The sequence below is a fragment of the Alterinioella sp. genome, assembly GCF_058343375.1.
The window spans coordinates 1-22,766 of sequence record NZ_JBTUJH010000021.1 but is presented as its reverse complement, the minus strand read 5'-3'; the positions used below and the strand labels follow the sequence as shown (position 1 = coordinate 22,766).

General features: G+C 62.4%; 22 protein-coding genes. 14 read left to right on the top strand and 8 right to left on the bottom strand.

Annotated features, from left to right (window positions below):
• The first annotated feature begins 14 nt into the window (after positions 1-14).
• From ACW8PS_RS04005 to ACW8PS_RS03990, 4 genes are read left to right on the top strand one after another with little or no spacing between them, the layout of a single operon-like run.
• The gene (locus ACW8PS_RS04005) at positions 15-704 is read left to right on the top strand and encodes a haloacid dehalogenase type II (protein WP_491525993.1); all 690 of its coding nucleotides are present in this window, start codon (positions 15-17) and stop codon (positions 702-704) included.
• Positions 701-1,537, top strand: a complete 837-nt coding sequence (locus ACW8PS_RS04000; protein ID WP_491525992.1) for an alpha/beta fold hydrolase — start codon at positions 701-703, stop codon at positions 1,535-1,537. The genes ACW8PS_RS04005 and ACW8PS_RS04000 overlap by 4 nt, the downstream gene beginning before the upstream one ends.
• Positions 1,534-2,520 (top strand): threonine ammonia-lyase, encoded by a 987-nt coding sequence (locus ACW8PS_RS03995; RefSeq protein WP_491525990.1) that lies wholly within the window; start codon positions 1,534-1,536, stop codon positions 2,518-2,520. Before ACW8PS_RS04000 ends, ACW8PS_RS03995 begins: the two co-directional genes overlap by 4 nt.
• Positions 2,517-3,719 carry an endonuclease/exonuclease/phosphatase family protein gene (locus ACW8PS_RS03990; RefSeq protein WP_491525989.1) on the top strand — a complete coding sequence of 401 codons (1,203 nt, stop codon included), beginning with the start codon at positions 2,517-2,519 and terminating at the stop codon, positions 3,717-3,719. The genes ACW8PS_RS03995 and ACW8PS_RS03990 overlap by 4 nt, the downstream gene beginning before the upstream one ends.
• On the opposite strand, the gene ACW8PS_RS03985 is transcribed toward ACW8PS_RS03990, so the two are convergent.
• From ACW8PS_RS03985 to pcaD, 3 genes are read right to left on the bottom strand one after another with little or no spacing between them, the layout of a single operon-like run.
• Positions 3,716-4,921 carry a TCR/Tet family MFS transporter gene (locus ACW8PS_RS03985; protein ID WP_491525988.1) on the bottom strand — a complete coding sequence of 402 codons (1,206 nt, stop codon included), beginning with the start codon at positions 4,919-4,921 and terminating at the stop codon, positions 3,716-3,718. The genes ACW8PS_RS03990 and ACW8PS_RS03985 overlap by 4 nt on opposite strands.
• Positions 4,914-6,242, bottom strand: a complete 1,329-nt coding sequence (locus ACW8PS_RS03980; RefSeq protein WP_491525987.1) for a class-II fumarase/aspartase family protein — start codon at positions 6,240-6,242, stop codon at positions 4,914-4,916. Before ACW8PS_RS03980 ends, ACW8PS_RS03985 begins: the two co-directional genes overlap by 8 nt.
• Positions 6,239-7,036, bottom strand: a complete 798-nt coding sequence (pcaD, locus tag ACW8PS_RS03975) for a 3-oxoadipate enol-lactonase (protein ID WP_491525986.1) — start codon at positions 7,034-7,036, stop codon at positions 6,239-6,241. The genes ACW8PS_RS03980 and pcaD overlap by 4 nt, the downstream gene beginning before the upstream one ends.
• 171 nt (positions 7,037-7,207) lie before the next feature.
• Here pcaD and ACW8PS_RS03970 point away from each other — a divergent pair, with 171 nt between their 5' ends.
• Positions 7,208-8,293 (top strand): Zn-dependent alcohol dehydrogenase, encoded by a 1,086-nt coding sequence (locus ACW8PS_RS03970; RefSeq protein WP_491525985.1) that lies wholly within the window; start codon positions 7,208-7,210, stop codon positions 8,291-8,293.
• Positions 8,290-9,510: a mandelate racemase/muconate lactonizing enzyme family protein gene (locus tag ACW8PS_RS03965; RefSeq protein WP_491525984.1), complete on the top strand. Its 1,221-nt coding sequence runs from the start codon at positions 8,290-8,292 to the stop codon at positions 9,508-9,510. The genes ACW8PS_RS03970 and ACW8PS_RS03965 overlap by 4 nt, the downstream gene beginning before the upstream one ends.
• A 274-nt stretch (positions 9,511-9,784) precedes the next feature.
• On the opposite strand, the gene ACW8PS_RS03960 is transcribed toward ACW8PS_RS03965, so the two are convergent.
• From ACW8PS_RS03960 to ACW8PS_RS03950, 3 genes are all read right to left on the bottom strand, one after another.
• The gene (locus ACW8PS_RS03960) at positions 9,785-10,552 is read right to left on the bottom strand and encodes an FCD domain-containing protein (protein WP_491525983.1); all 768 of its coding nucleotides are present in this window, start codon (positions 10,550-10,552) and stop codon (positions 9,785-9,787) included.
• A gap of 69 nt (positions 10,553-10,621) precedes the next feature.
• Complete coding sequence (locus ACW8PS_RS03955; protein WP_491525982.1) at positions 10,622-11,284, bottom strand: YiaD family glycine zipper/OmpA-like lipoprotein; 663 nt, start codon at positions 11,282-11,284, stop codon at positions 10,622-10,624.
• Positions 11,285-11,402: 118 nt separating this feature from the next.
• On the bottom strand, positions 11,403-12,257 hold the full coding sequence (locus ACW8PS_RS03950; RefSeq protein WP_491525981.1) for a methylated-DNA--[protein]-cysteine S-methyltransferase: 855 nt from the start codon (positions 12,255-12,257) through the stop codon (positions 11,403-11,405).
• 170 nt (positions 12,258-12,427) lie between these two features.
• On the opposite strand from ACW8PS_RS03950, the gene nth reads away from it, so the two are divergent.
• Together nth and ACW8PS_RS03940 are read left to right on the top strand one after the other, a co-directional pair.
• Complete coding sequence (nth, locus tag ACW8PS_RS03945; protein WP_491525980.1) at positions 12,428-13,072, top strand: endonuclease III; 645 nt, start codon at positions 12,428-12,430, stop codon at positions 13,070-13,072.
• A complete protein-coding gene (locus ACW8PS_RS03940) occupies positions 13,069-14,064 on the top strand; it encodes an adenosine kinase (RefSeq protein WP_491525978.1) in 996 nt (331 codons plus the stop codon). The genes nth and ACW8PS_RS03940 overlap by 4 nt, the downstream gene beginning before the upstream one ends.
• Positions 14,065-14,071: 7 nt before the next feature.
• Here ACW8PS_RS03940 and ACW8PS_RS03935 read toward each other — a convergent pair whose 3' ends face one another.
• Positions 14,072-14,491, bottom strand: a complete 420-nt coding sequence (locus ACW8PS_RS03935; protein ID WP_491525977.1) for an OsmC family protein — start codon at positions 14,489-14,491, stop codon at positions 14,072-14,074.
• Positions 14,492-14,553: 62 nt separating this feature from the next.
• On the bottom strand, positions 14,554-15,372 hold the full coding sequence (locus tag ACW8PS_RS03930; protein WP_491525976.1) for a sulfotransferase family protein: 819 nt from the start codon (positions 15,370-15,372) through the stop codon (positions 14,554-14,556).
• 134 nt (positions 15,373-15,506) lie between these two features.
• On the opposite strand from ACW8PS_RS03930, the gene ACW8PS_RS03925 reads away from it, so the two are divergent.
• The 6 genes from ACW8PS_RS03925 (at position 15,507) to ACW8PS_RS03900 (ending at position 22,730) form a co-directional block, all read left to right on the top strand.
• Positions 15,507-17,084 carry a DUF5928 domain-containing protein gene (locus tag ACW8PS_RS03925; RefSeq protein WP_491525975.1) on the top strand — a complete coding sequence of 526 codons (1,578 nt, stop codon included), beginning with the start codon at positions 15,507-15,509 and terminating at the stop codon, positions 17,082-17,084.
• A 12-nt stretch (positions 17,085-17,096) separates the two neighbouring features.
• A complete protein-coding gene (locus tag ACW8PS_RS03920; protein ID WP_491525974.1) occupies positions 17,097-17,480 on the top strand; it encodes an HIT domain-containing protein in 384 nt (127 codons plus the stop codon).
• Between the two features lie 135 nt (positions 17,481-17,615).
• Complete coding sequence (locus ACW8PS_RS03915) at positions 17,616-17,801, top strand: zinc-finger domain-containing protein (RefSeq protein ID WP_491525973.1); 186 nt, start codon at positions 17,616-17,618, stop codon at positions 17,799-17,801.
• Positions 17,802-17,959: 158 nt separating this feature from the next.
• On the top strand, positions 17,960-20,755 hold the full coding sequence (gene polA / locus ACW8PS_RS03910; RefSeq protein ID WP_491525972.1) for a DNA polymerase I: 2,796 nt from the start codon (positions 17,960-17,962) through the stop codon (positions 20,753-20,755).
• A 164-nt stretch (positions 20,756-20,919) separates the two neighbouring features.
• Positions 20,920-21,885 carry an agmatinase gene (gene speB, locus ACW8PS_RS03905; RefSeq protein WP_491525971.1) on the top strand — a complete coding sequence of 322 codons (966 nt, stop codon included), beginning with the start codon at positions 20,920-20,922 and terminating at the stop codon, positions 21,883-21,885.
• 47 nt (positions 21,886-21,932) lie between these two features.
• Positions 21,933-22,730 carry a crotonase/enoyl-CoA hydratase family protein gene (locus tag ACW8PS_RS03900; RefSeq protein WP_491525970.1) on the top strand — a complete coding sequence of 266 codons (798 nt, stop codon included), beginning with the start codon at positions 21,933-21,935 and terminating at the stop codon, positions 22,728-22,730.
• The last annotated feature ends 36 nt before the right edge of the window (positions 22,731-22,766 follow it).

Genomic DNA, 22,766 nt, shown 5'->3' with positions numbered 1-22,766 from the left:
AAGCGGAGGGGCCAATGCCGATCACGACCTGTATTTTCGATGCCTACGGAACACTGTTTGACGTCAACGCCGCCGCCCGCGCCGTGGCCGAGGCACCGGGACAGGAAGGCTTTGCCGCCGTCTGGCAGGATGTTTCCGCCCATTGGCGCGCCAAGCAGCTGCAATATACCTGGATCCGGGCGCTGAGCGGGCATCACATTGATTTCTGGCAGGTCACCCAGGACGGGCTGGATTGGGCGCTGGAACGCTGCGGCCAAAGCGACCCGGAATTGCGCGAACGGCTGTTGGGGCTCTACTTCACCCTGGCCGCTTATCCTGAAGTGCCGCAGATGCTGGCGGATCTGAAATCGGCCGGGATGGCCACCGGCATCTTGTCGAACGGCTCGCCCGCGATGCTGCAAGGTGCCGTCGAAAGCGCCCTGATCGGCGATCATCTGGATGCGGTCTTGAGCGTCGAAGCCGTGGGCATCTTCAAGCCCGATGCGCGGGTCTACGGCTTGGTGACACAGCATTTCGGCTGCACGCGCGATGAGGTGCTGTTCGTGTCCTCCAACGGTTGGGATGCGACCTGCGCCAAGGCCTATGGCTTCCGGGTCTTGTGGGTGAACCGGGCGGGCGAACCGATGGACAGGCTGCCCGATCCGCCCGACCATGTGGCGGATGATCTGGTATCAGTGCCTGCCATCGCGAGACGTTTTTCGTGAAAAACTTTCGCACCATTGATGGGTTGCAGCTTGCCTATGACGATCAGGGCCGCGGGCCGCCCTTGCTCTGCCTGGCGGGCCTGACCCGGAACATGGATGATTTTGAACCGGTGGTCGAACATTTCGCCACCCGCGCCCGGATCATCCGGTTGGACAGTCGCGGCCGCGGGGCCTCGGAATTCGCGCCCGACCCGATGACCTATTCGGTGGGGCAGGAGGGTGCCGATGCGCTGGCGCTGCTCGATCATCTGGGGCTGGACCAGGCCGCCATCTTGGGCACCTCGCGCGGCGGTCTGATTGCCATGACGCTGGCCTTTGCGCATAAATCGCGGCTGTCGGGCGTGTTGCTGAACGATATCGGCCCCGATATCGACGCCGCCGGGCTGGGTTTCATCATGACCTATCTGGGTGCGCCGCCGCCCTTTGCGACGCTGGCGGATGCGGTGGCCGGCCTGCCGGCGCGCATGGCCCCCCGGTTTCGCAACGTGCCCGCCGCGACCTGGGCGCAATTTGCCCGCCGCTGTTGGTCGGTGGCCGAGGATGGCGCGCTTGGCCTGCGCTATGATCCCCGGCTGCGCGACGCGATCGAGGCGCAATCGGAAGGGTTGGAACCGCCCGATCTGTGGCCGCTATTTGGCATGTTGGAGGGGCTGCCGCTTGGCTTGATCCGAGGTGCGAACTCCGACCTTCTGACGCCGGAAACAGCGGCCAGGATGCGCGATCTGCGCCCCGATATGGATTATGCCGAGATCCCTGATCGGGGCCATGTGCCCTTTCTGGATGAACCCGGCAGCCTGGCCGCAATCGCCCGATTTCTGGAAAGACTGACATGACCGATATCGCCATGATCGAGGCTGCAGCCGCGCGCCTTGATGGCCACGCAAGGCGCACGCCGCTGCTATCCTCGCCATTCCTCGATGACATCGCCGGGCGGCGGGTGCTGGTCAAGGCCGAGGCGCTGCAACATACCGGATCGTTCAAGTTTCGCGGCGGCTGGTCGGCGCTGTCGGGCCTGGCACCGGATGTTCGCAAACGCGGCGTGGTGGCATTTTCATCGGGCAATCATGCCCAGGGCGTGGCGCTGGCGGCAAAGCTGCATGGCGTGAAGGCAGTCATTGTGATGCCTGCCGATTCGCCGGCGACCAAACTGGCCAATACCCGCGCATTGGGCGCTGAGGTGGTGACCTATGATCGCAACGACGCCACCGCGCGGGATGCCATTGCCGCCGAGATGGTGACGGCGCGCGGGTTGACGCTGATCAAGCCCTTTGACAATGCCCAGGTGATTGCCGGGCAGGGCAGTGTCGGGCTGGAGATTGCCGAACAGGCTGCCGCGGTCGGTGTGGATGCCGGCGATGTGCTGGTCTGTTGCGGCGGTGGCGGGCTGACCTCGGGCATCGCGCTGGCGCTGGAGGCCAAAGCGCCCGGCCTGCGCGCCCGCCCGGTGGAGCCTGAAGGGTTCGATGATGTCACCCGATCGCTGGCATCTGGCCGGATCGAGGAGAACGCGCGGCATTCCGGCTCGCTTTGTGACGCGATCCTGACGCCCCGGCCCGGGCAGATCACCTTTCCGATCATGGCCCGGCTCTGCGGGCCCGGCATTGTGGTGCCTGAGCGCGATTGCCTGCGGGCGATGGCGCTGGCTTTCTCACGGCTCAAGATCGTGCTGGAACCGGGCGGGGCGGCGGCGCTGGCGGCAGCACTTTTCCAGCCCGATACCGTGACCGGCCCCGATGTCATCGTTGTGGCCACCGGCGGCAATGTCGATGCCGCGCTGTTTGCCCATGTCTTGGCCGAATTCGGAGATGCAGCATGACCGACATCACCATTGCCAGTTTCAACGTCAAGAACCTGATCGGGGCCGAACAGGAATATTACCGGTTCGAGACATACACCGATGAGGAATATGCCTGGAAACGCGATTGGTTGGCCGAACAGGTGCTGGCGCTGGATGCCGATGTGATCGGGTTTCAGGAAATATTCACCGAAAGCGCGCTGGCCGATGTGATGGCCGAGGCCGACCGGCGCGGCCAGGAGTTGAACGATGTGGCGCAACCCAATCCGCGCCGCCGCTATGCCCGCAAGGCCATTTTCCGGTGCCTCAAGGTCGAGGGATATGCCGAGGCCGCGCTGAGTTTCGCGCCCAACCTCAATGATGGCGGCCCCGGCGATCGGCGCCCCGGTCTGGCGCTGGTGTCCCGGTTCGGCTTTGTCGGCGAACCGGAGGTCATTCAGGCGGTCACCCCGGCGCTGGAGATTCCGTTCTCGGCGCTTGGCGGCGATGCGGGGGCGGGCAGTTTCACCCTTGCCCGCCTGTCGCGCCCGATTCTGAAGGCCCGGATCAAGATGGGCGGCAAGGTGGTGACGGTTTTCAACTGCCATCTGAAATCCAAACTGGGGGAATTTGATCGCCCCGCAGGTGCCGATTTTGCGCCCGCCGCCGATCTGACCAATTACGACCCTGTGGGTCGCGCCATGGGCAGCCTGCGCGCCGCGCTGCGGCGCATGGCCGAGGCGTTTATCCTGCGCCGAAATATTGTAGAAGAACTCAATGCCGGGCAGCCCGTCATCGTGCTGGGCGATTTCAACGACCATGAGAACGCGGTGGCCTCCGAGATCATCGCGGGCGAGGTGCCGTTCAAGAATTACGCCTGGATGCGCCGCCATGATGCGACCCATGCCGGCGACCGCTATACAAAGATCGAGGCGGAACAGATCCTGGCCGATGTCGAGGCCGCGCGGCTGCATTCAGCCGAACGCCTCTTTGTGCGGAAATCCCTGCGCGACATGGTCTATACCGCCGCTTTTGGTGGCAGGTTCGAAAGCATCGACCAGATATTCCTGTCGCGCCATTTCCTGCCCGAGACACCGGGTGCGATTGGTGAAATGACCTATTTTTCGGTTCTGAATGACCATCTGACCGACGGCTCGCACCCCGAAGCGCCCTATAACAAGCTGGCCTCGGATCATGGTCAGATCATGGCCCATATCCGCATCGGCGCGGCGCAGGATTAACCGTCGCGGCGCAAAGAGCCGAGAAACATTGCCAGCGCCGCGACCATCAGGATCATGGCCAGAAGAAAGGGGGCACCGGGCAGATAGAGGCTGGTGCCATCGCGGGTGAACCAGAAAAAGGCCTGCGTCATGATCAGCGGCGAAATGGTCATCGACATCGCGTTGATCGAGCCGAGCACACCCTGCAACTCGCCCTGCTGGTCAGCGCTGGCACGCCGGCTCATCAATGCCGTGATCGCCGGTGTGGCGATGGAGCCGAGCGCTGCAAAGGGAATCAGCGCCCAGATCATCCAGGCCTGACTGGCAAAGCCGAAGGCAAGCAGCGCAGCGACATCGATGATCAGCCCGTAGATGACCGCGCGCGCCTCGCCCAACCAGGGTATGACAATGCGGACAAGCCCGCCCTGCACGATGATCATGCCGGCACCATACAGCGCCAGCGACAGCCCCACCATGCGCGCATCCCAGCCAAAGGCCTCTTGCGTGTAATAGGCCCAGATGGCGGGGTAGACATAGCCCGCGACCGAATAGAAGAACATCGCCACCAGCATCCATTTCAGGCCCGGCAATCTGCCGATCTGCAAAAGCCCGCCCAAAGGGTTGGCGCGGCGCCACTGAAAAGCGCGGCGTTTTTCGGGTGGCAGGGATTCGGGCAGAACAAAATAGCCAAGCGCGAAATTTGCGGCGGCAAAAAGAGCTGCGGCAACAAAGGGCGCGCGCGGATCAAACCCCGCCAGCAAGCCGCCGATCACCGGGCCGATGATGAACCCGATGCCGAACGCGGCCGAGATCAGGCCAAAGTTCTGCGCCCGTTTATCGGGGGCGGATATGTCGGCAATAAAGGCCGAGGCAGTGGCATGCGTCGCCGACGTGACGCCGCCAAGCAAGCGCCCGATCAACAGCCACCATATGGTGCCCGCCAGCGCCATGATCACGTAATCGACCGCCATCATCGCCATTGATATCAGCAGGATCGGCCGCCGCCCAAAGCGGTCTGACAGGTTTCCCAGCATCGGGCTGAACAAGAACTGCGTCACCGCGAAAGAGGCCACCAGAATGCCGCCCCAAACGGCGGCGTCAGACAGCGAAACCCCCTGCACCTCGCGGATCAGATCCGGCATCACCGGCATGATCAGCCCGATGCCCATCGCATCCAGCACTATGGTGATCAGGATGAACGTCAGCGGCAGCCGGTCAGGCATCCTTGACTAGCCCAGAGACAGCGGCAGCGAAATCGCGTGCCTCAACCGGGGCCTGGCCGAGAGGATCCGCATGTGTCAGCTCCAGCCCCGGATGATCACGCGCCAGGAGCGCGGTCAGCGGCGTGCCGGTCTGCATCGCCTCGTGACAGAGGGTTTTCACGATTGCAACCGCATCGGGGCGGGGCATATGGGCGGCCAGCGCAAAGCTCAGCGCTTCGGCCCGGATCAGATCCAGCGGATCGGCAAGGTTTTTCGCCATCCGGTCGGTCTGCGGCTGCAGCGTCTCGATCAGATCGGCGGCCAGCGACAGCCCCCTGGCCACGCCCATCACCATCGCGGGCAGGCTTAGCCATTCGGTAAACCAGGCCGCGCCATCGCGTTGCTGGCGGTGCAATGCCGCCGCCTGCATCGCCCCGTTCAGGGCCATGATGTGGCGCGACAGCGCCACCAGCACCGCCGCCCCCACCGGGTTTTGTTTCTGCGGCATGGTCGAGGAGGCCCCGGCCGCCGCGAACCGAACCTCGCCGCTATCGCTTTGCGCCAGCAGGCCCAAATCTTCGCCCAATTTGCCGAAACTGCCCGCGACCAGCGTGAGCCACCCGGCCAGTTCCGCAATGCCATCGCGGGCGCTGTGCCAGCTATGGCCGGGATCGGCCAGGCCAAGCGCCTCGGCCATGGCCCGGCGCAAATCCGGGGCGGCGTCTCCGAATATTGCACCGGTGCCCGCAGCCCCCGATAGCGAGACCCGCAACAGGCGCGGGCGCAATTCATGCAACCGGTCGCGATGGTTCAGATGCGGCCAGCCCCAGGACGCCACCACCGCGCCGAAACTGGTGGGGGTGGCCGTCTGCCCATAGGTTCGCCCGGCCATCGGTGTCTCGGCATGGGTCCGGGCCAGATCGGCCAGACCGCGCAGCAGCCGGGCCTTATGTGCCTCGATCAGGGTCAGGGCCTGGCGCAGCCGCAATACCAGCCCGGTGTCGATGATATCCTGGCTGGTCGCGCCCCAATGCAGATATTGCGCATGTTCGGGGGCCTCCAGCGCCCTGCGCATCGCCGCCACCAGCGCCGGGACCGGGACGCCGTTTTGCCCGGTCTCGCGCGTCAGCCCGGATGGATCGATCTGGATCTCCATCATCGCGCGATGCAGGAATGCGCCGCTTGCCTCGGGGATCATGCCAAGCTCGCCCTGCGCTTTGGCAAGGCAGCCCTCGACCAGCATCATGGCGCGGATCTCGGCGCTGTCGGTGAATAGCCGGGCAATTTCAGGCTCTGCAAAAAGATCGCGGTACAGCGCGCTGTCGAAGGGGCTGATGCTCATGATGTGCTCCGATGTCCGATGGAGGTCAGAAAATCGCTCAGCAAAGCGGCATAGTCGCGGGGCTGTTCGACGCAAGGCAGATGGCCCGCGCCGCGCATCAGTTCAAACCGCGCGCCGGGGATAAGAGCGGCCAGTTCGCGCACCAGATCGGGCGGCGTCGCGCCATCCTCGGATCCCGCAATCACCATGGCGGGCAGGCGCAGCCCGCTGGTCGGGGTGATGAAATCGGCCCCCGCAATGGCAGCGCAGACCCCGGCATAGCCAACGGCCGGCGTGGTCTCCACCATGCGTTTCCAGGGGGCCATCGCGCCGCTTTCGCGAAACTTGCGCGAAAACCAACGTTCCATGATTGCGTCCGACATTGCGGCCAACCCTTGCGCGGCAACCATGTCGATCCGGTCCTGCCACATCGCCTTGGTGGCGATTTTGACGCCGGTATTGGACAGCACCACCGCCCGGATCTGATCCAGCCGCTTGGCCGCCAAACCTTGCGCAATCATGCCGCCGACCGACAGGCCCACCAGCACCGCGTCGCGCACGCCAAGCGCATCCAGAATGGCCTCGAGATCATGCACCATCGCCCCCATCGAGTAAGGCGCGGGCGGGCAATCCGACAGGCCATGGCCGCGCATGTCATAGCGGATGATGCGCAGGCCGGGCGGCAGCAGCGCGACAACATCGTCCCACAGCCGCAAATCGGTGCCGAGCGAATTGGAAAACACCACCGGTGCGCCACCCGGGTCGCCATCGTCGCGGATATGAAGGCTGTGGTCGCCGATTTTGAGGGTCTGCATGGATCTGTGGCCCGGATAGGAGAATGCCCCGTCTTTGTCGGTCACTTGCAACCGATGCGCAACTGCCGCGTTTTCATGTCGCAACGAAACCCACCACAGGGCGCGTTATGGCTTGCAGGCTCGGCACGCGCACCGCATCCTGTGGCGAAAGACAACAGGAAACCCCTGCCGATGACCACAGTCAAAGCCGCCGTGTGCCATGCTTTCGGGCAAGATCTGACGATAGAAGAAATCACCCTGCGCGCGCCCTTGCAGGGCGAGGTCGAGGTGCGGCTGGAGGCGGTGGCCATCTGCCATTCCGACATTTCCTATATCGACGGTGGCTGGGGTGGCAGCCTGCCTGCGGTCTATGGCCACGAGGCGGCAGGCCGGATCACGGCCCTGGGCGCAGGCGTGACGGGTTATGCGATTGGCCAGAAAGTGTTGGTGACGCTGATCAAATCCTGCGGCAGTTGCGGCTCCTGCGCGTCCGGGGCCCCGGTTTACTGCGATGGCAATTCCGACGCCGCCCCGACGATCACGCTGGCCGATGGCAGCCCGGCGGCGAAGGCGATGGAATGCGGTGCTTTTGCCGAGGCGGTGGTTGTGCATCAAAGCCAGCTTGCCCCGTTGCCCGATGATATGCCCGCCGATGTTGCCAGCCTGCTGGCCTGTGGGGTGATCACCGGCATCGGTGCCGTGGTCAACACCGCCAAGGTGCGGCCCGGGCAGAATGTGGTGGTGATCGGCGCGGGCGGCGTCGGGTTGAACACCATTCAGGGGGCCCGGATCGCCGGGGCGGCGCGGATCATCGCGATGGATCTGTCGGTCGAAAAACTGGCCGATGCCCGCGCCTTCGGGGCCACGGATGGCGTTCTGGCCAGCACTGAAAAACCCTGGAAAGAGATTGCCAGACTGACCAATGGGCGCATGGCTGATGCGGTGTTTGTCACTGTCGGTGCCATCGCGGCCTATGATCAGGCGCTGCGGCTTCTGGGGCGCGGCGGCATGGTCTATGCCGTCGGCATGCCGCATTCGGGGGCCAGGGCAGGCTATGAACCGGTGATCCTTGCCGCCATGGGGCAGGGCATTCGCGGCACCAAGATGGGCGATACCGTGCTGGCGCGCGATATTCCCTGGATGGTCGATATGTATGCGCAGGGGCGGTTGCATCTGGATACGCTGATTTCGCGGCGCTGGCGGCTGGATCAGATCAATGAGGCCATCGCCGATACCCGCGCGGGCAATGCCCGGCGCAACGTGATCATGCTGGCATGAAGATCGCGGGCCTTGAGATCTTCATCGTTGCCCCGCCCGATCCCGGCCAGGGCGGGCGCTATTGGATCTTCACCAGGCTGACCACCGCCTGCGGCATTACCGGCTATGGCGAATGCTATGCGTCCACCATTGGCCCCATTGCGATGCAGGCCGTCATCGCGGATGTGTTTCAGCGCTATTTCGAGGGCGAAAACCCCGAGGATCTGGAGCGGATGTTCCGCCGCAGCTATTCCAGCGGCTTCACGCAACGGCCCGACCCCACCGTCATGGGGGCGTTTTCGGGGCTGGAGATCGCCTGTTGGGATATTCTGGGCAAGGCGCGTGATCGCCCGGTCTGGGCGCTGATGGGCGGGCGGATGAATGCAAGCCTGCGCGCCTATACCTACCTTTATCCGCTGCCGCATCATGACAGGGATGCGTTCTGGATCTCGCCGGACATGGCGGCAGAAGCTGCCCTGGCCAGGGTGGATGCAGGCTGGACCGCGGTAAAATTTGACCCGGCCGGTCCCTATACGATGCGCGGCGGCCATATGCCCGCAATGTCGGATATCACCCGGTCGGTTGCCTTCTGCAAGGCGATCCGCGCGGCCGTGGACGACCGCGCCGATCTGCTGTTCGGCACCCATGGGCAGTTCACGCCGGGCGGGGCCATCCGGCTTGGGCAGGCGCTGGAACCCTATTCCCCGCTCTGGTTCGAGGAACCGACACCGCCCGACAATCACCATGCCATGGCCGAGGTCGCGCGCGCCCTGCGCATCCCGATCGCGACCGGCGAGCGGCTGACCACAAAGGCTGAATTTGCCGCCGTTCTGCGCGCCGGGGCCGCCAGCATATTGCAACCGGCACTGGGCCGGGCGGGGGGGCTTTGGGAAGGCAAGAAGATTGCCATTCTGGCCGAAGGTTTCGGGGCCCAGATCGCGCCGCATCTCTATGCCGGTCCGGTGGAATGGGCCGCCAATATCCATCTTGGCGTGACCTGCCCGAACCTGTTGCTGGTCGAGACCATCGAGACTGATTTTCATGCCCGGCTGATCGGCGCGACCATCAAGGTGGAAAACGGGTTCATCGCTGCGCCGGAGCGGCCGGGGCTGGGAATTGATTTCGACGAGGATCTGGCGCGGGCACATTCCTTTACAAGATCTGGGCTGCATCTGGAGATGCAGGATGCGCCCTGTGACTGGCAGAACGGCAATGCCTTTACGGGCGGGTCACCCTAGGGTCAGGACCCATTAATCCTGCATCACTGGTTTGGCAGATTTTTTCGCTGACAAGGCGCAGGGCGCAGGTAAATCTGGTTGATTTTCAAAGCCCTGGAACGCAGTCAGCGGGAAAATCTGCCAAATCCAAGGGACGCTGATTTGCCATCATCTCAGCATCTCGGCGCGCTTGCAAATGGAGCCACCATGGGCGGCGCGCGCCAAACCACTGATATTTCGGCAGATCAGCGCCAGTGGCGCAGGGTTAATGGGTCCTGACCCTAGGGGCAGGGCCCTAGCGTTCCTGCTCATGCGCGTAACGCAGGCGGGCGATGCTTTCATTGCGTTCAACCTTTTTTTCCTGAGTCAGCGCTTCTTTTACAAAGCCCAGATGCACCTCGATCGCGGCGCGCGCGGCATCGGCATCGCGGGCCTGAATGGCCTGATTGATGGCGCGGTGATGGTCCAGCAATATATCGCGGGTATTGCGCTGCCGGAACATGACGGAGCGATTGTAGAACACGCCCTCTTGCAGAAGATCATACATGGACCGCATCATGTGCAGCATGATCACGTTATGGCTGGCCTCGATAATGGCAAGGTGGAATTGCGCGTCCAGTTCGGCCTCATCTGCCGGGTTCCGCTTGCCATGCGCGGCCTCCATCTTTTCAAACAGCTTGTTGATCACTTTCAGGTCGGTTGTCGTGGCCGACACCGCCGCGCGCGCGGCGGCCAGCCCTTCCATGTCCTGACGAAAGGCGAGATAGTCGAACACCGCCTCGTCATGGGCCGCAAAAAGCCGGATCAGGGCCGGTGAAAAGGCGCTGCCCAGAACCTCCGCCACATAGATGCCGGCCCCTGCGCGGGTCGTCAGCAGGCCCCGATCCTGCAATTTAGAGATTGCTTCGCGCAAGGATGGGCGCGACACGCCAAACCGTTCAGACAGTTCGCGCTCTGAGGGCAGGCGTTCGCCGGGGCGCAGAATGCCGCGCAGCACCAGCTCCTCGATCTGGCGCACCACGGAATTTGACAGCTTTTCAGAATCAATACGTTGGAACGGCATGACACGAACCCCCTCTAATTGGTCAGATTAGATGACCAGATCGAAGGAAGTCCAGAGAAAGACCTGAGATCAGCTGTTTGGCCGGATGATAATTTCGACCCGGCGGTTCAATGAACGCCCCTCGGGCGTCAGGTTGGTGGCAACCGGTTCACTTTCGCCGCGACCAAAGCTGCGCACCCGCGACGGCGCGACGCCTTCTTCCAGGATCACCCCGGCCACCGCACTGGCGCGCCGCGCCGACAGATCCTGATTGTATTCGGCCGAGCCGACATTATCGGTATGGCCGATCACATCAACGGTGCTGTCACGATATTGCCGCAGGTTCAGCGCCAGCGCCCGGATATCGGCCTGCAGACTGGCATTGATGGCGGCGCTGTCGGTGGCAAACAAAATCCCGTCCGGCATGGTCACCAGCAGATGATCGCCGCGGTTGTCGATCCGGATCTGGTCATTGGCCATCGAAGCGCGCAGATCGGCGGCTTGCTGATCCAGCGAATAGCCGATGGCCCCGCCCAATGCAGCCCCCGCAGCCGCCCCGAGAACCGCATTGCGGCCCCGGTTGTCATCATCGGCAATCGCCCCCAGAAAGCCGCCGAAAATGCCGCCCATTATCGCCCCGTCAAGGGTGCGGTTCTGGTTCGGGTCGGCTGGCTGAGTATAGAGAGGCTCACAAGCCGCCAGGCCCAATGAGGCGATAGTTCCAATCATGACAAGACGAAGACGGGTATTCATAATGCTGCCTTTCCCAAAATATGACCCGACTTTCGCGGGTCTTTCGGGCGGGACTATAACAGCCCTTATCGGTTACGGCAGAGCGAAATCTTGTCTCTGGCGGAATTTTGCCGGATCATCAGGCCGAGCGCGCCATGTCAGTCTCGGCACTTTCCCAGGCCAGCATGGCGCGTTTGACCGGCAGACCCCAGTGATAGCCGCCAAGCCCGCCCGATTTTCGCAAGGCCCGGTGGCAGGGAATAAGCCAACTGATCGGGTTGCGCCCGATGGCGGTGCCAACAGCACGCGCCGCCTTGGGGCTGCCGATGGCCCGGGCAATCTCGGAATAGGTGGTGACATGGCCCGACGGGATCCGCAGCAGCGCCTCCCATACCTTGATCTGAAACGGCGCGCCGATCAGGTAAAGCTGCGCCGGATCGGGACTGGCTCCAAAGGCGGCCTCGACCCAGGGCCTCAGCGCGGCACCATCCTGTGCAAACCGCGCCTTTGGCCAACGCGCCCGCAGGTCGGCCATGGTCGCATCCGGCCCGGTTTCGGCCGCAAACCCGATGCCGCAAATGCCTTTTTTGGTGCCCATGACCAGGGCCGGGCCAAACGGGCTGTCGAACCAGCCCCAGACTATCCGCAAGCCCTTGGCACCGCCGGCATAGTCACCGGGGCTCATCGCTTCCCATCTGACGAACAGGTCATGCAACCGCCCCGAGCCTGACAGGCCCACCGCGTCGGCGGTGGCAAGCGTGGTGAATTTTTTCCGCAGCAGCGTCCTGGCGTGATCCAGCGCCAGATATTGCTGGTAGCGCTTGGGCGACACGCCTGCCCAGCGTGAAAACACCCGTTGCAGATGCGCCGGGCTCATATCAAGACCGGCGGCAAGCGCCTCCAGCGAGGGGCCGGGCGCAGGGGCCGCGTCAATGATATCCAGCGCGCGGCGGATGACATTGTAATGATAGGCGGTTTCGGTCCGGGGCGGCATGGCAGATGTCTCCTTGGGGTTCAGATGTAAGGCTTCGGCCCATGTCACGCGACCCGAATCTTGCGCCAAAATGAGACCGTATCCCGGCCCGGAATGGCCACATCGCGTTGATCTTCGCCCGCTCTGCCTCTAGTGCAGGGGCTGACCCGCCCCAGACCCGGCAAAGCGTTATGGCCAAACAGCTTCCCTATTCCACGATCCACCAGATTTTCACCCGGTTTCAGGCTGCCGAGCCCGAGCCAAAGGGCGAATTGCACCATACCAACGCCTATACGCTGCTGGTGGCCGTCGCGCTGTCGGCGCAGGCGACGGATGTGGGGGTGAACAAGGCCACGGCGGCCCTGTTCAAGATCGCCGACACACCGCAGAAAATGCTCGATCTGGGTGAAGAACGCCTGATCCAGCATATCAGGACCATCGGACTTTATCGCAACAAGGCCAGGAATGTCATCAGGCTGAGCCGTATTCTGGTCGAGGAATATGGCGGCGAAGTGCCCTCCAGCCGCGCGGCGCTGCAATCGCTGCCCGGTGTCGGGCGCAAGACCGCCAATGTGGTTCTGAACATGTGGTGGCACATGCCCGCGCAGGCGGTGGACACGCATATCTTTCGCGTCGGCAACCGGTCGGGCATCTGCCCCGGCAAGACTGTCGATGCGGTCGAACGCGCCATCGAGGATAATATCCCGGCGGAATTTCAGCTCCATGCGCATCACTGGCTGATCCTGCATGGCCGCTATAAATGCAAGGCGCGCCGGCCGGGCTGCGCCACCTGTCTTATCAATGATCTCTGTGCTTTTGAGGATAAAACCGAATGAACAAGAAATACGACGTCGTCGGCATCGGCAACGCAATCGTCGATGTGATCTCGCATGGGGATGATGATTTTCTGGAAAATATGGGCATCACCAAGGGCATCATGCAGCTGGTGGAACGCGAACGCGCCGAATTGCTCTATGCCGCGATGAAGGATCGGGTTCAGGCCCCCGGCGGGTCGGTCGGCAACACCCTGGCGGGGATCGGCTCGCTTGGTCTTGCCACCGCCTTCGTGGGCCGGGTGCGCGATGACACATTGGGCCGGTTTTATGCCGAACGGATGCAGGCGGAAGGCACCGATTTCCCCAATCCGCCGGTGGAGGGCGATGAACATCTACCAACCTCGCGCTCGATGATTTTCGTCAGCCCCGACGGCGAACGCTCGATGAATACCTATCTCGGCGTCGGCGCGGAACTGTCCGATGAGGATGTCGACCCGTCCGTCATGGAAAATGCCCGCATCCTGTTTCTGGAGGGCTACCTTTACGACAAGGACAAGGGCAAGGAGGCCTTTGCCGTCTCGGCCGCGGCCTGCCGTCGCGCCGGTGGGCTGGCCGGTATCTCGCTATCCGATCCGTTCTGCGTCGACCGCCACCGCGACAGTTTTCGCGCCTTGATCGAGGATGAGATGGATTTCGTGATCGGCAATGAGGCCGAATGGCTGTCGCTCTATGAAACCCATGATCTGGATATCGCGATGCAGGAGGCGGCCCTGGTCTGCCCGATCGTCGTCTGCACCCGGTCCGGCCAGCCGGTGATCATCCGGCAGGACGACCAGGGCATTCATGTGCCGGTAACCGCAGTCACGCCGGTGGATGCCACCGGTGCCGGCGATCAGTTTGCGGCCGGCTTCATCTTTGGCATGGCCACGGGCCGCGACCCTGAGACCTGCGGCAAGATGGGGGTTGCGGCCGCGGCAGAGGTGATCGGCCATATCGGGCCGCGCCCGAAGCGGCCCCTGAAGCTGATCTTCGCCGAGCTGGGGTTGATCTGAGGCGGGCTTACACCGCGCTGTCCACCAGCTCGAAATCATGCGTGATCTCGGCGGTCTTGGCCATCATCGCCGAGGCCGAACAGTATTTCTCGACCGACAGGTCAATGGCGCGGGCCACTTTTTTCGGGTTCACGCCCCGGCCGGTGACGATGAAATGCATGTGGATGCGGGTGAAAACGGCCGGCGTGGCATCGGCGCGCTCGGCACCAAGCTCCACCACCACATGCTCGACCGGCTCACGCCCCTTTTCGAGGATCGAGACCACATCATAGGCCGAACAGCCCCCGGTTCCGATCAGCACCAGCTCCATCGGGCTGGGGCCGGGCGTGGTGCCGTCCTCTTCCTTGGTGCCAAACACGAAATTATGGCCGGTTTCGGATTTGCCGATAAAGGTCCGGTTTTCGACCCAGGTCACGCGTGCTTTCATCTGCTGTCTCCTGCTGTGGTCGGGGGCTGCAATGCAGAAGGGCGCGCCGCAACAGCCTGCCCTCAATCGCCCAGTTTGGCGTGCACCTCATCGAGGTCAATCTCGCCGATCGGCATCTTGTTGCCCGGATTTTCGAAATCATACTTGAACAGCTGAAAATCGCGTTTGTAGATTTCATAGGTCAGATGCATCGACAGATCGTCAAAATACTCCTCCACCGGATGCGCCCGCTTCGGCCCGTGACCTTCTGATTCGTTGAAGCGCGGGATGGTTTCCAGGTCGATCGGGTGCCTGGTCTCGATCGAATCGAGCACGCCCTGCATCCCCTCATTGAAGTTTTCGGTCCAGAAAATGCGGTCATAGCGCCCGCCATTGACGATAAAGGTCGAAATATGGCCCGACATCGCCGACCAATGGATATCGGGGTCCATCGGGCGCCGCCAGCGGATGGTGTCACGCGTAAACAGCAAAAACCGGCGAAAACTGGCGATCTGGTCAAATTCGCCCTTGCCATCCTCACCGCCCACCTCGATGCCGTATTTCTGGATCAGCAGCGGCACAAGATTGCCGCGATAGCGTTTTCCGTTGCGCTGGATGCCACAGATCTTGTCAAAGAAACTGGACAGAATCCGGGTATAGGGATTGCGCACACAGGTGAAGGCAAAGGATTTATGCGCGCGCACATTGGCCTCGATCAGGGGCTGCGAATCTTCCAGGGCCCATTTGTGCATACCGGCCTTGGCATCGTGGATATCGCCATCGAAAAATTCGCCCGAATCCGTGTAATACATGATCTGCCCGATGGTCGAGCAGGCGCATTTCGGGACCACGCGATAGACGACGCTTTCGCTCTCGGTCATCCAGGTTCCGGGAAACCCCATCGTCACTTGCCTCCAACACTTTTTTGCCAGATGTGCGCATTGAACGGAAAAGGTCAAACATCTAGGCTGTCTTTAACCACTATTAGGCCTTATTGGCACAACAATAAGGAAAGTTTGAGGCTTCTGTTTCGCTAATGGCAAAAATTGCCTTCATTTTATTGTGCCACAAGGACCCTGAGGCGGTCATCCTGCAGGCGCGTCGCCTGACGGCCGCGGGCGACTGTATTTCGATCCATTTTGATGCCCGATCGGGCAATGACAAGTTTACCCAGATCACAACCGCATTGGCCGACAACCCGTCGGTCACCTTCGCCCGCAAACGCATCAAATGCGGCTGGGGCGAATGGAGCCTGGTGCAGGCCACGCTGGGCGCGGTTCAAGCGGCGATCGAGGCTTTTCCCGACGCCAGCCATTTCTACATGCTGTCAGGCGATTGCAATTCGATCAAATCGGCGGCCTATGCGCATGATTTTCTGGATGCCAATGACAAGGATTTCATCGAAAGCTTTGATTTTTTCGCCTCGGACTGGATCAAGACAGGCATGCAGCGCGAACGGCTGGTCTATCGGCATTTTGTCAATGAACGAAAGCACAAGACGCTCTTTTACGCGCTGATGAACCTGCAAAAAAGGCTCGGGCTGGAACGCGCCATCCCCGAGGATATCCAGATCATGATCGGCAGCCAGTGGTGGTGTCTGCGGCGCAAAACCATCGAGGCCATTCTCGAACTCTGCCGTGCCCGCCCCGATGTGCCGCGGTTTTTCCGCAGAACCTGGATCCCCGATGAGACGTTTTTCCAGACCTTGGTGCATCATCTTGTCGCCTACCGCGAGATCGAGAACCGCACGCTGACCTTCCTGATGTTCACCGATTACGGCATGCCGGTGACCTTCTATAACGATCACTACGATATGCTGCTGAGCCAGGATTTCCTGTTCGCACGGAAAATATCCCCTGAATCGTCGGAACTGAAGGAAAGGCTGGGGCAGCTCTGGGCCTCGGACCAGAGGGAGTTCGCAATCTCCGGCGAGGGCAAGACGCTGTTCAGGTTTCTGGCTGGCCGGGGTCGGATCGGGCGGCGTTTTGCGCCCAGATTCTGGGAAAACGAAAGCACATTGGGCCCGGAGCGAGAGCTTTTGATGATCGTGTGCAAGAAATGGCATGTGGCCAAACGCCTGCTGGAAACCGCCAAACGCGTCACCCGCACGCGCGGGCTGGAATACATGTTCGATGAAGCCTCCTGCGAGATCCCGCATCTGGGCGGGCTGGAACGCACGCTGGAAAAACGCAACCGCCACCGGCGCGCGGTGATGCGGCTCCTGTTCGATTTCTACCAGGTCGACCGGCTGATCATCTGTCTGGACCCCAACAATGTGGATCTTATGCGCGATTTCATGAACGATCAGTCAACAGCGCGCATTCTGGAAATCCAGTGCAGCTTTAACGACGATTACCTGATCGGCCACGCCCAGCGGGTTGGGCTGGCGCGTGAGGGCACCCCCAATGGCGTGGTCGAGCGCCTGCTGCCAACGCTGCGGCATGAGTTTGACTACGAGGCGACCCGCATACGCGAGGCGGGCTTTTCCAGCCATTGGCGCGTGCGCCAGGATCGCAGCGTTGAAGAAAACGCGGCCGCGATTGCGGAATGTTTCGGAATCAGCAGTGATGCCGCGCGCGAGATTGCAGAAACCCCCTATCTGTTTGACGACTGAGGAGCGGCCGCAATGGCTTATATGTATGACGATCAGAATATCTTCGCCAGGATCCTGCGCGGCGAGATCCCCAATGACACGGTGCTGGAGACCGAACATGCGCTGGCCTTCAACGATATCGCGCCGCAGGCCCCGCACCATGTGCTGGTGATCCCGAAAGGGGCTTATGTGAATTTCGATCATTTCGCGGCCCAGGCCAGCGATGCCGAAATCGCCGGCTTCACCCGCGCGGTGGGCCAGGTCTGCGAGATGCTGGGGCTGGTGCCCGGCGCGGGCGGTGCCGGGTATCGCCTGCTGTCGAATGCGGGGGATGATGGCGTGCAGGATGTGGCGCATCTGCATGTCCATGTTCTGGCCGGTCGCCCGCTTGGCCGGATGCTCGCCAAAGCAGATTGATGCGCCCGGGCGCGCCTCGGCCGCGCCGCGGCCCGGCTTGCTCGCTCTGGCACGCGGGGCCTCTTGCCGGGCGGCAGTGAATTTGTAATATCAGCGTCAGGTTCTGCTCTCAGGCCATGCGAAAGGTTGCTCCAGATGACGATCGAAGCCCCGGAAACGGAAATTGTGGATGCCTGGCGGGTGTCCTGCGATGGCGGCGAAGGGCCCTTGGGTCATCCGCGGGTGTGGCTGTCGCTCGACCGTGCAACCGGTCAGGTCGAATGCGGCTATTGCGACAAGAAATTCATCCACAGCTCATTTGCCGCCAGATCCGAAACCTGAGCTTTGCCGCCCCCGTGGTTCGGCGGGGCAGTGTGGCACGACGCGCATGCGGTCTTGATCGGCAGGCCGGTTCCGCGCATCGGCATCATTCCTGACTGGCGGGCCGCGGCGCGTCATGGCACAGATTATGAACATGCGCGACAGGGAAGGGCTGCATCATGGCATTCGGCAAAGGGCATCATCTGCATCTGGTTGACGGATCATCCTTCATCTTCCGCGCCTATCACGCGCTGCCGCCGCTGACGCGGAAATCGGATGGCTTGCCGATCGGGGCGGTCGCGGGCTTTTGCAACATGCTGCACAAATTCATCGAGGATAATCACGGCCCCGATGCGCCAACCCATGTTGCGGTGGTGTTCGACAAGGGCAGCCACACTTTCCGCAACGACCTCTATGCGCTCTACAAGGCCAACCGCGAGGAAATGCCCGAAGATCTGCGCCCGCAGATCTCGCTGACGCGGGATGCGACGCGGGCCTTCAACCTCGCCTGTCTCGAAATGGAGGGCTATGAGGCCGATGACATCATCGCCACCCTGGCCCGGCAGGCCCGCGAGGCGGGCGGGCGCTGCACCATCATCAGCTCGGACAAGGACATGATGCAGCTGGTCGGCGGCGGCGTCGAGATGCTGGATGCGATGAAGAACCTGCGCATCGACCGTGAAGGGGTGGAAGCCAAGTTCGGCGTCGGCCCGGAACGGGTGATCGATGTGCAGGCGCTGGCCGGCGACAGCGTTGACAACGTGCCGGGCGCACCGGGGATCGGCATCAAGACGGCGGCGCTGTTGATCAATGAATATGGCGATCTGGAAACGCTGCTGGCGCGGGCGGGGGAAATCAAACAGCCAAAGCGGCGCGAAACCCTGCTGACCCATGTCGATCAGATATTGCTGTCGAAAAAGCTGGTGACGCTGGATGAAAACACGCCCGTGGAGGTGACATTGGACGATCTGGAGCTTCACGATCCCGATCCGGAGGTGTTGCTCGGGTTTCTGGCCGAGATGGAGTTTCGCACCCTCACCAAACGCGTCGCCGCGAAAATGGGGGTCGATGCGCCCGAGATCGAGAGCGTGACGCGGCCAGATGACACCGGCATGGACGCGCCCGAAGAAGTGCCGTTCGATCCCGCCAATTACCAGATCGTGCGCGACGCGGAGGCCCTGCAAGGCTGGCTGGATCAGGCCTATGCCCGCGGCTATGTCGCGGTCGATACCGAAACCACCGGGCTGAATGAAATGCAGGCCGGGCTGGTGGGCGTGAGCCTGTCGGTCGAACCGGGTAGCGCCTGCTACCTGCCGCTGACCCACAGCCAGGGCGGCGATGACCTGTTTGGCAGCGACAGGCTGGAGGATGGGCAGATGCCGCTGGAACAGGCCCTGGCGATGCTGAAGCCGATGCTGGAGGATGCCAGCGTTCTGAAGATCGGTCAGAACATGAAATACGACGCCAAGATCCTGAAACGCCATGGCATTGATATCGCACCGATTGATGACACCATGCTGATGTCCTACGCGATGCATGCGGGCGAACATAATCACGGCATGGATGGCCTGTCGGAACGCTATCTGGGTCACAGCCCGATCCCGATCAAATCGCTATTGGGCAGCGGCAAATCCAGGGTCACCTTCGATCAGGTCAAGATCGAGGATGCCGCGCCCTATGCGGCCGAGGATGCCGATATCACGCTGCGGCTCTGGCAGACCTTCAAGCCGAAACTGCACATTAGCCGCGTCACCACCGTCTATGAAACGCTGGAGCGGCCCCTGGTGCCGGTTCTGGCGCGGATGGAGATGCATGGAATCAAGGTCGACCGCGATACACTGAGCCGGATGTCAAACGCCTTTGCCCAGAAGATGGCCGGGCTGGAGGCCGATATTCACGCATTGGCCGGGCGGCCCTTCAATGTCGGCAGCCCGAAACAGCTTGGCGAAATCCTGTTTGACGAAATGGGGTTGGAGGGCGGCAAGAAGGGCAAGGCAGGGGCCTATGCCACCGGTGCCGATGTGCTGGAGGATCTGGCCACCGAACATGACCTGCCCGCACGCGTGCTGGACTGGCGGCAATTGTCCAAGCTCAAATCAACCTATACCGATGCGCTGCAGGACCATATCGACCCCGATACCGGCCGGGTGCACACCTCCTATTCCATTGCCGGGGCCAGCACCGGACGGCTGGCCTCGACCGATCCGAATTTGCAGAACATCCCGGTGCGCACCGAAGAAGGCCGGCGCATTCGCGAGGCATTCGTGGCCGAACCCGGCAATGTGCTTGTCTCGCTTGATTATTCACAGATCGAGCTGCGCATTCTGGCCCATATCGCGGGCATTGATGCGCTGAAACAGGCGTTCAGGGACGGCATCGACATTCACGCGCTGACCGCGTCGCAGATGTTCAACGTGCCGCTGGAAGAAATGACGCCAGAGGTGCGGCGCAAGGCCAAGGCGATCAATTTCGGCGTGATCTACGGCATTTCCGGCTTCGGTCTGGCGCGCAACCTGCGCATTCCGCGCAGCGTCGCGCAGGATTTCATCAACACCTATTTCGAACGCTTCCCCGGCATCCGCACCTATATGGATGAAACAAAAGAGTTCGCGAAATCAAACGGCTATGTGCAAACGCTGTTTGGCCGCAAGATCCACACCCCCGAGATCAACGCCAAGGGGCCACGCGCAGGCTTCGCGCATCGGGCCGCCATCAACGCGCCGATCCAGGGCAGTGCGGCGGATGTGATCCGGCGGGCCATGATCCGGATGGATGCGGCCATCGACGGGCTGCCGGCAAAGATGCTGTTGCAGGTGCATGATGAATTGCTGTTCGAAGTGGCCGAAGATGCCGCCGATACGCTGATCGCACGCGCCCGCGACGTGATGGAAAACGCGGCCGAACCGGCGGTGAAGCTGTCAGTGCCGCTGACGGTCGATGCCGGCCAGGGGGCAAACTGGGCCGAAGCGCATTGAAACGCCGCCATGCACAGCTCGTGCATACACGTGGGTCTCAGCCACCCGGCGCGGGGAACCTTTTTCGAAAAAGGTTCCAAAGCCCTTTCGAAAGGGCTTTGCCGCGCTTGCCTTGAGGTCGTGAACAGGGTCAGCTGACAGGGGTAATTCGGGGAGCGTCAGACATGAGCCACGGACAGGAACGCGGCGGGATCAACCTGCCATTCACCGGCATCGCCACCTTCGCCAAGAACCCCTACCTCGCCGATTGGCAGACGCTGGACGCCGATGTCGCCATCCTCGGCGCGCCGTTCGATTTCGGCACCCAATGGCGCCCCGGTGCGCGGTTCGGGCCGCGTGGCATCCGCGAGGCCTCGACCCTATTCGCCTTCGGCCATGGCGGGGCCTATGACCATGAGGATGACGTGACCTATCTGGGGCCTGACACCAGCATCGTCGATCTGGGCGATGCCGATATTATCCACACCGATACCCAAGGCAGCCACGCCAATATCGAGGCCGCGGTGCGGCTGATCCTGAACAAGGGCGCGCTGCCGGTCATTCTGGGCGGCGATCATTCGGTGAATATCCCCTGCATCCGCGCCTTTGCCGGCCGTGCCCCCATTCATATCGTCCAGATCGACGCGCATCTGGATTTCGTCGATGAACGCCACGGCGTGCGCCATGGCCATGGCAACCCGATGCGCCGCGCCGCCGAGCTGGACCATGTCACCGGCATCAGCCAGCTTGGCATCCGCAATGTCAGCTCCACCGCCAGGGAAGGCTATGACGCGGCCCGCGCTATGGGGGCCGATATTCTTTCGGTGCGCCAGATAAGGGCCTTGGGCACCGATGGCGTTCTGGCCCGCATTCCCGAAGACGCGGATCTGTATTTCACCATCGACATTGACGGCTTTGACCCCTCCATCGCACCCGGCACCGGCACCCCCAGCCATGGCGGGTTTCTCTATTACGAGGTGCTGGAACTGCTGGCGGCGCTGGCGAAACGGCAGCGCGTGGTGGGGATCGATCTGGTCGAGGTCGCGCCCGATTATGACCGCAGCGGCACCACCGCGATCCTGGCCGCGCAACTGTTGCTGAACCTGATTGGCCGTATCCTGCATGCGCGGCAAATGCCGGGTCAGGCTTGACCTGATTGGCCGGTCCGCGTCTGATCGGGCAAAGCAAAGGGGCCGGTATGGATGATCTGATCAAGGTTTTGAATGCGCAAGGCCCGGTGGCCGAGATCCGGCTGAACCGGCCCAAGAAAAAGAACGCCGTGACGCTGGAGATGCTGGAGGCGCTTGTTTCGGCTTGCGAGGCGCTGGCCAAGGAGCCCGGATTGCGGGCGGTCGTGCTGTCGGGGGAGGGTGGCGATTTCAGTGCCGGGATAGATATTTCCGTGCTGATGGGCTTTGCCGGTGATCTGGAGGCGGTAAAGGCCGAAATGCTGGCCCCGCCCGATGGCATTGCAAACCGGTTTCAGGCCCCGGCCAAGGCGGTGATGGATCTGCCGGTGCCGGTGATCGCCGCACTTGACGGGGTCTGTTTCGGGGCCGGGTTCCAGATCGCGCTGGCGGCCGATTTCCGCATTGCGGCCCCCGAAGCGCGGCTGACGATCATGGAAGCCAAATGGGGCCTCATTCCCGATATGGGCATCAGCCTGTCCTTGCCACGCCTGATGGCGGCGGACCGGGCCAAGGCGCTGATCATGACGGCGCGGGTGATGTCGGGAACCGAGGCATTGACCGAAGGGCTGGTGACCCGCGTGGCCGATGACCCTCATGCCGCCGCGATGGCATTCGCCCATGAACTGGCAGCGCGGTCGCCGGCCGCGATCCGGGCCGCGAAAGCTCTGGTCGACGGGCTGTGGGAGGGGCGTTTGATCGATGGCTTGCGGCTGGAGGCGGAATTGCAGGCGGCGCTGATCGGCGCGCCGGACCAGGTTGAGACCGTGATGGCGCAGATGCAGAAACGCGACCCGGTCTATAAATAGACGGGCGCAGCGGCGAGGATGCAAAGGAATGACAGG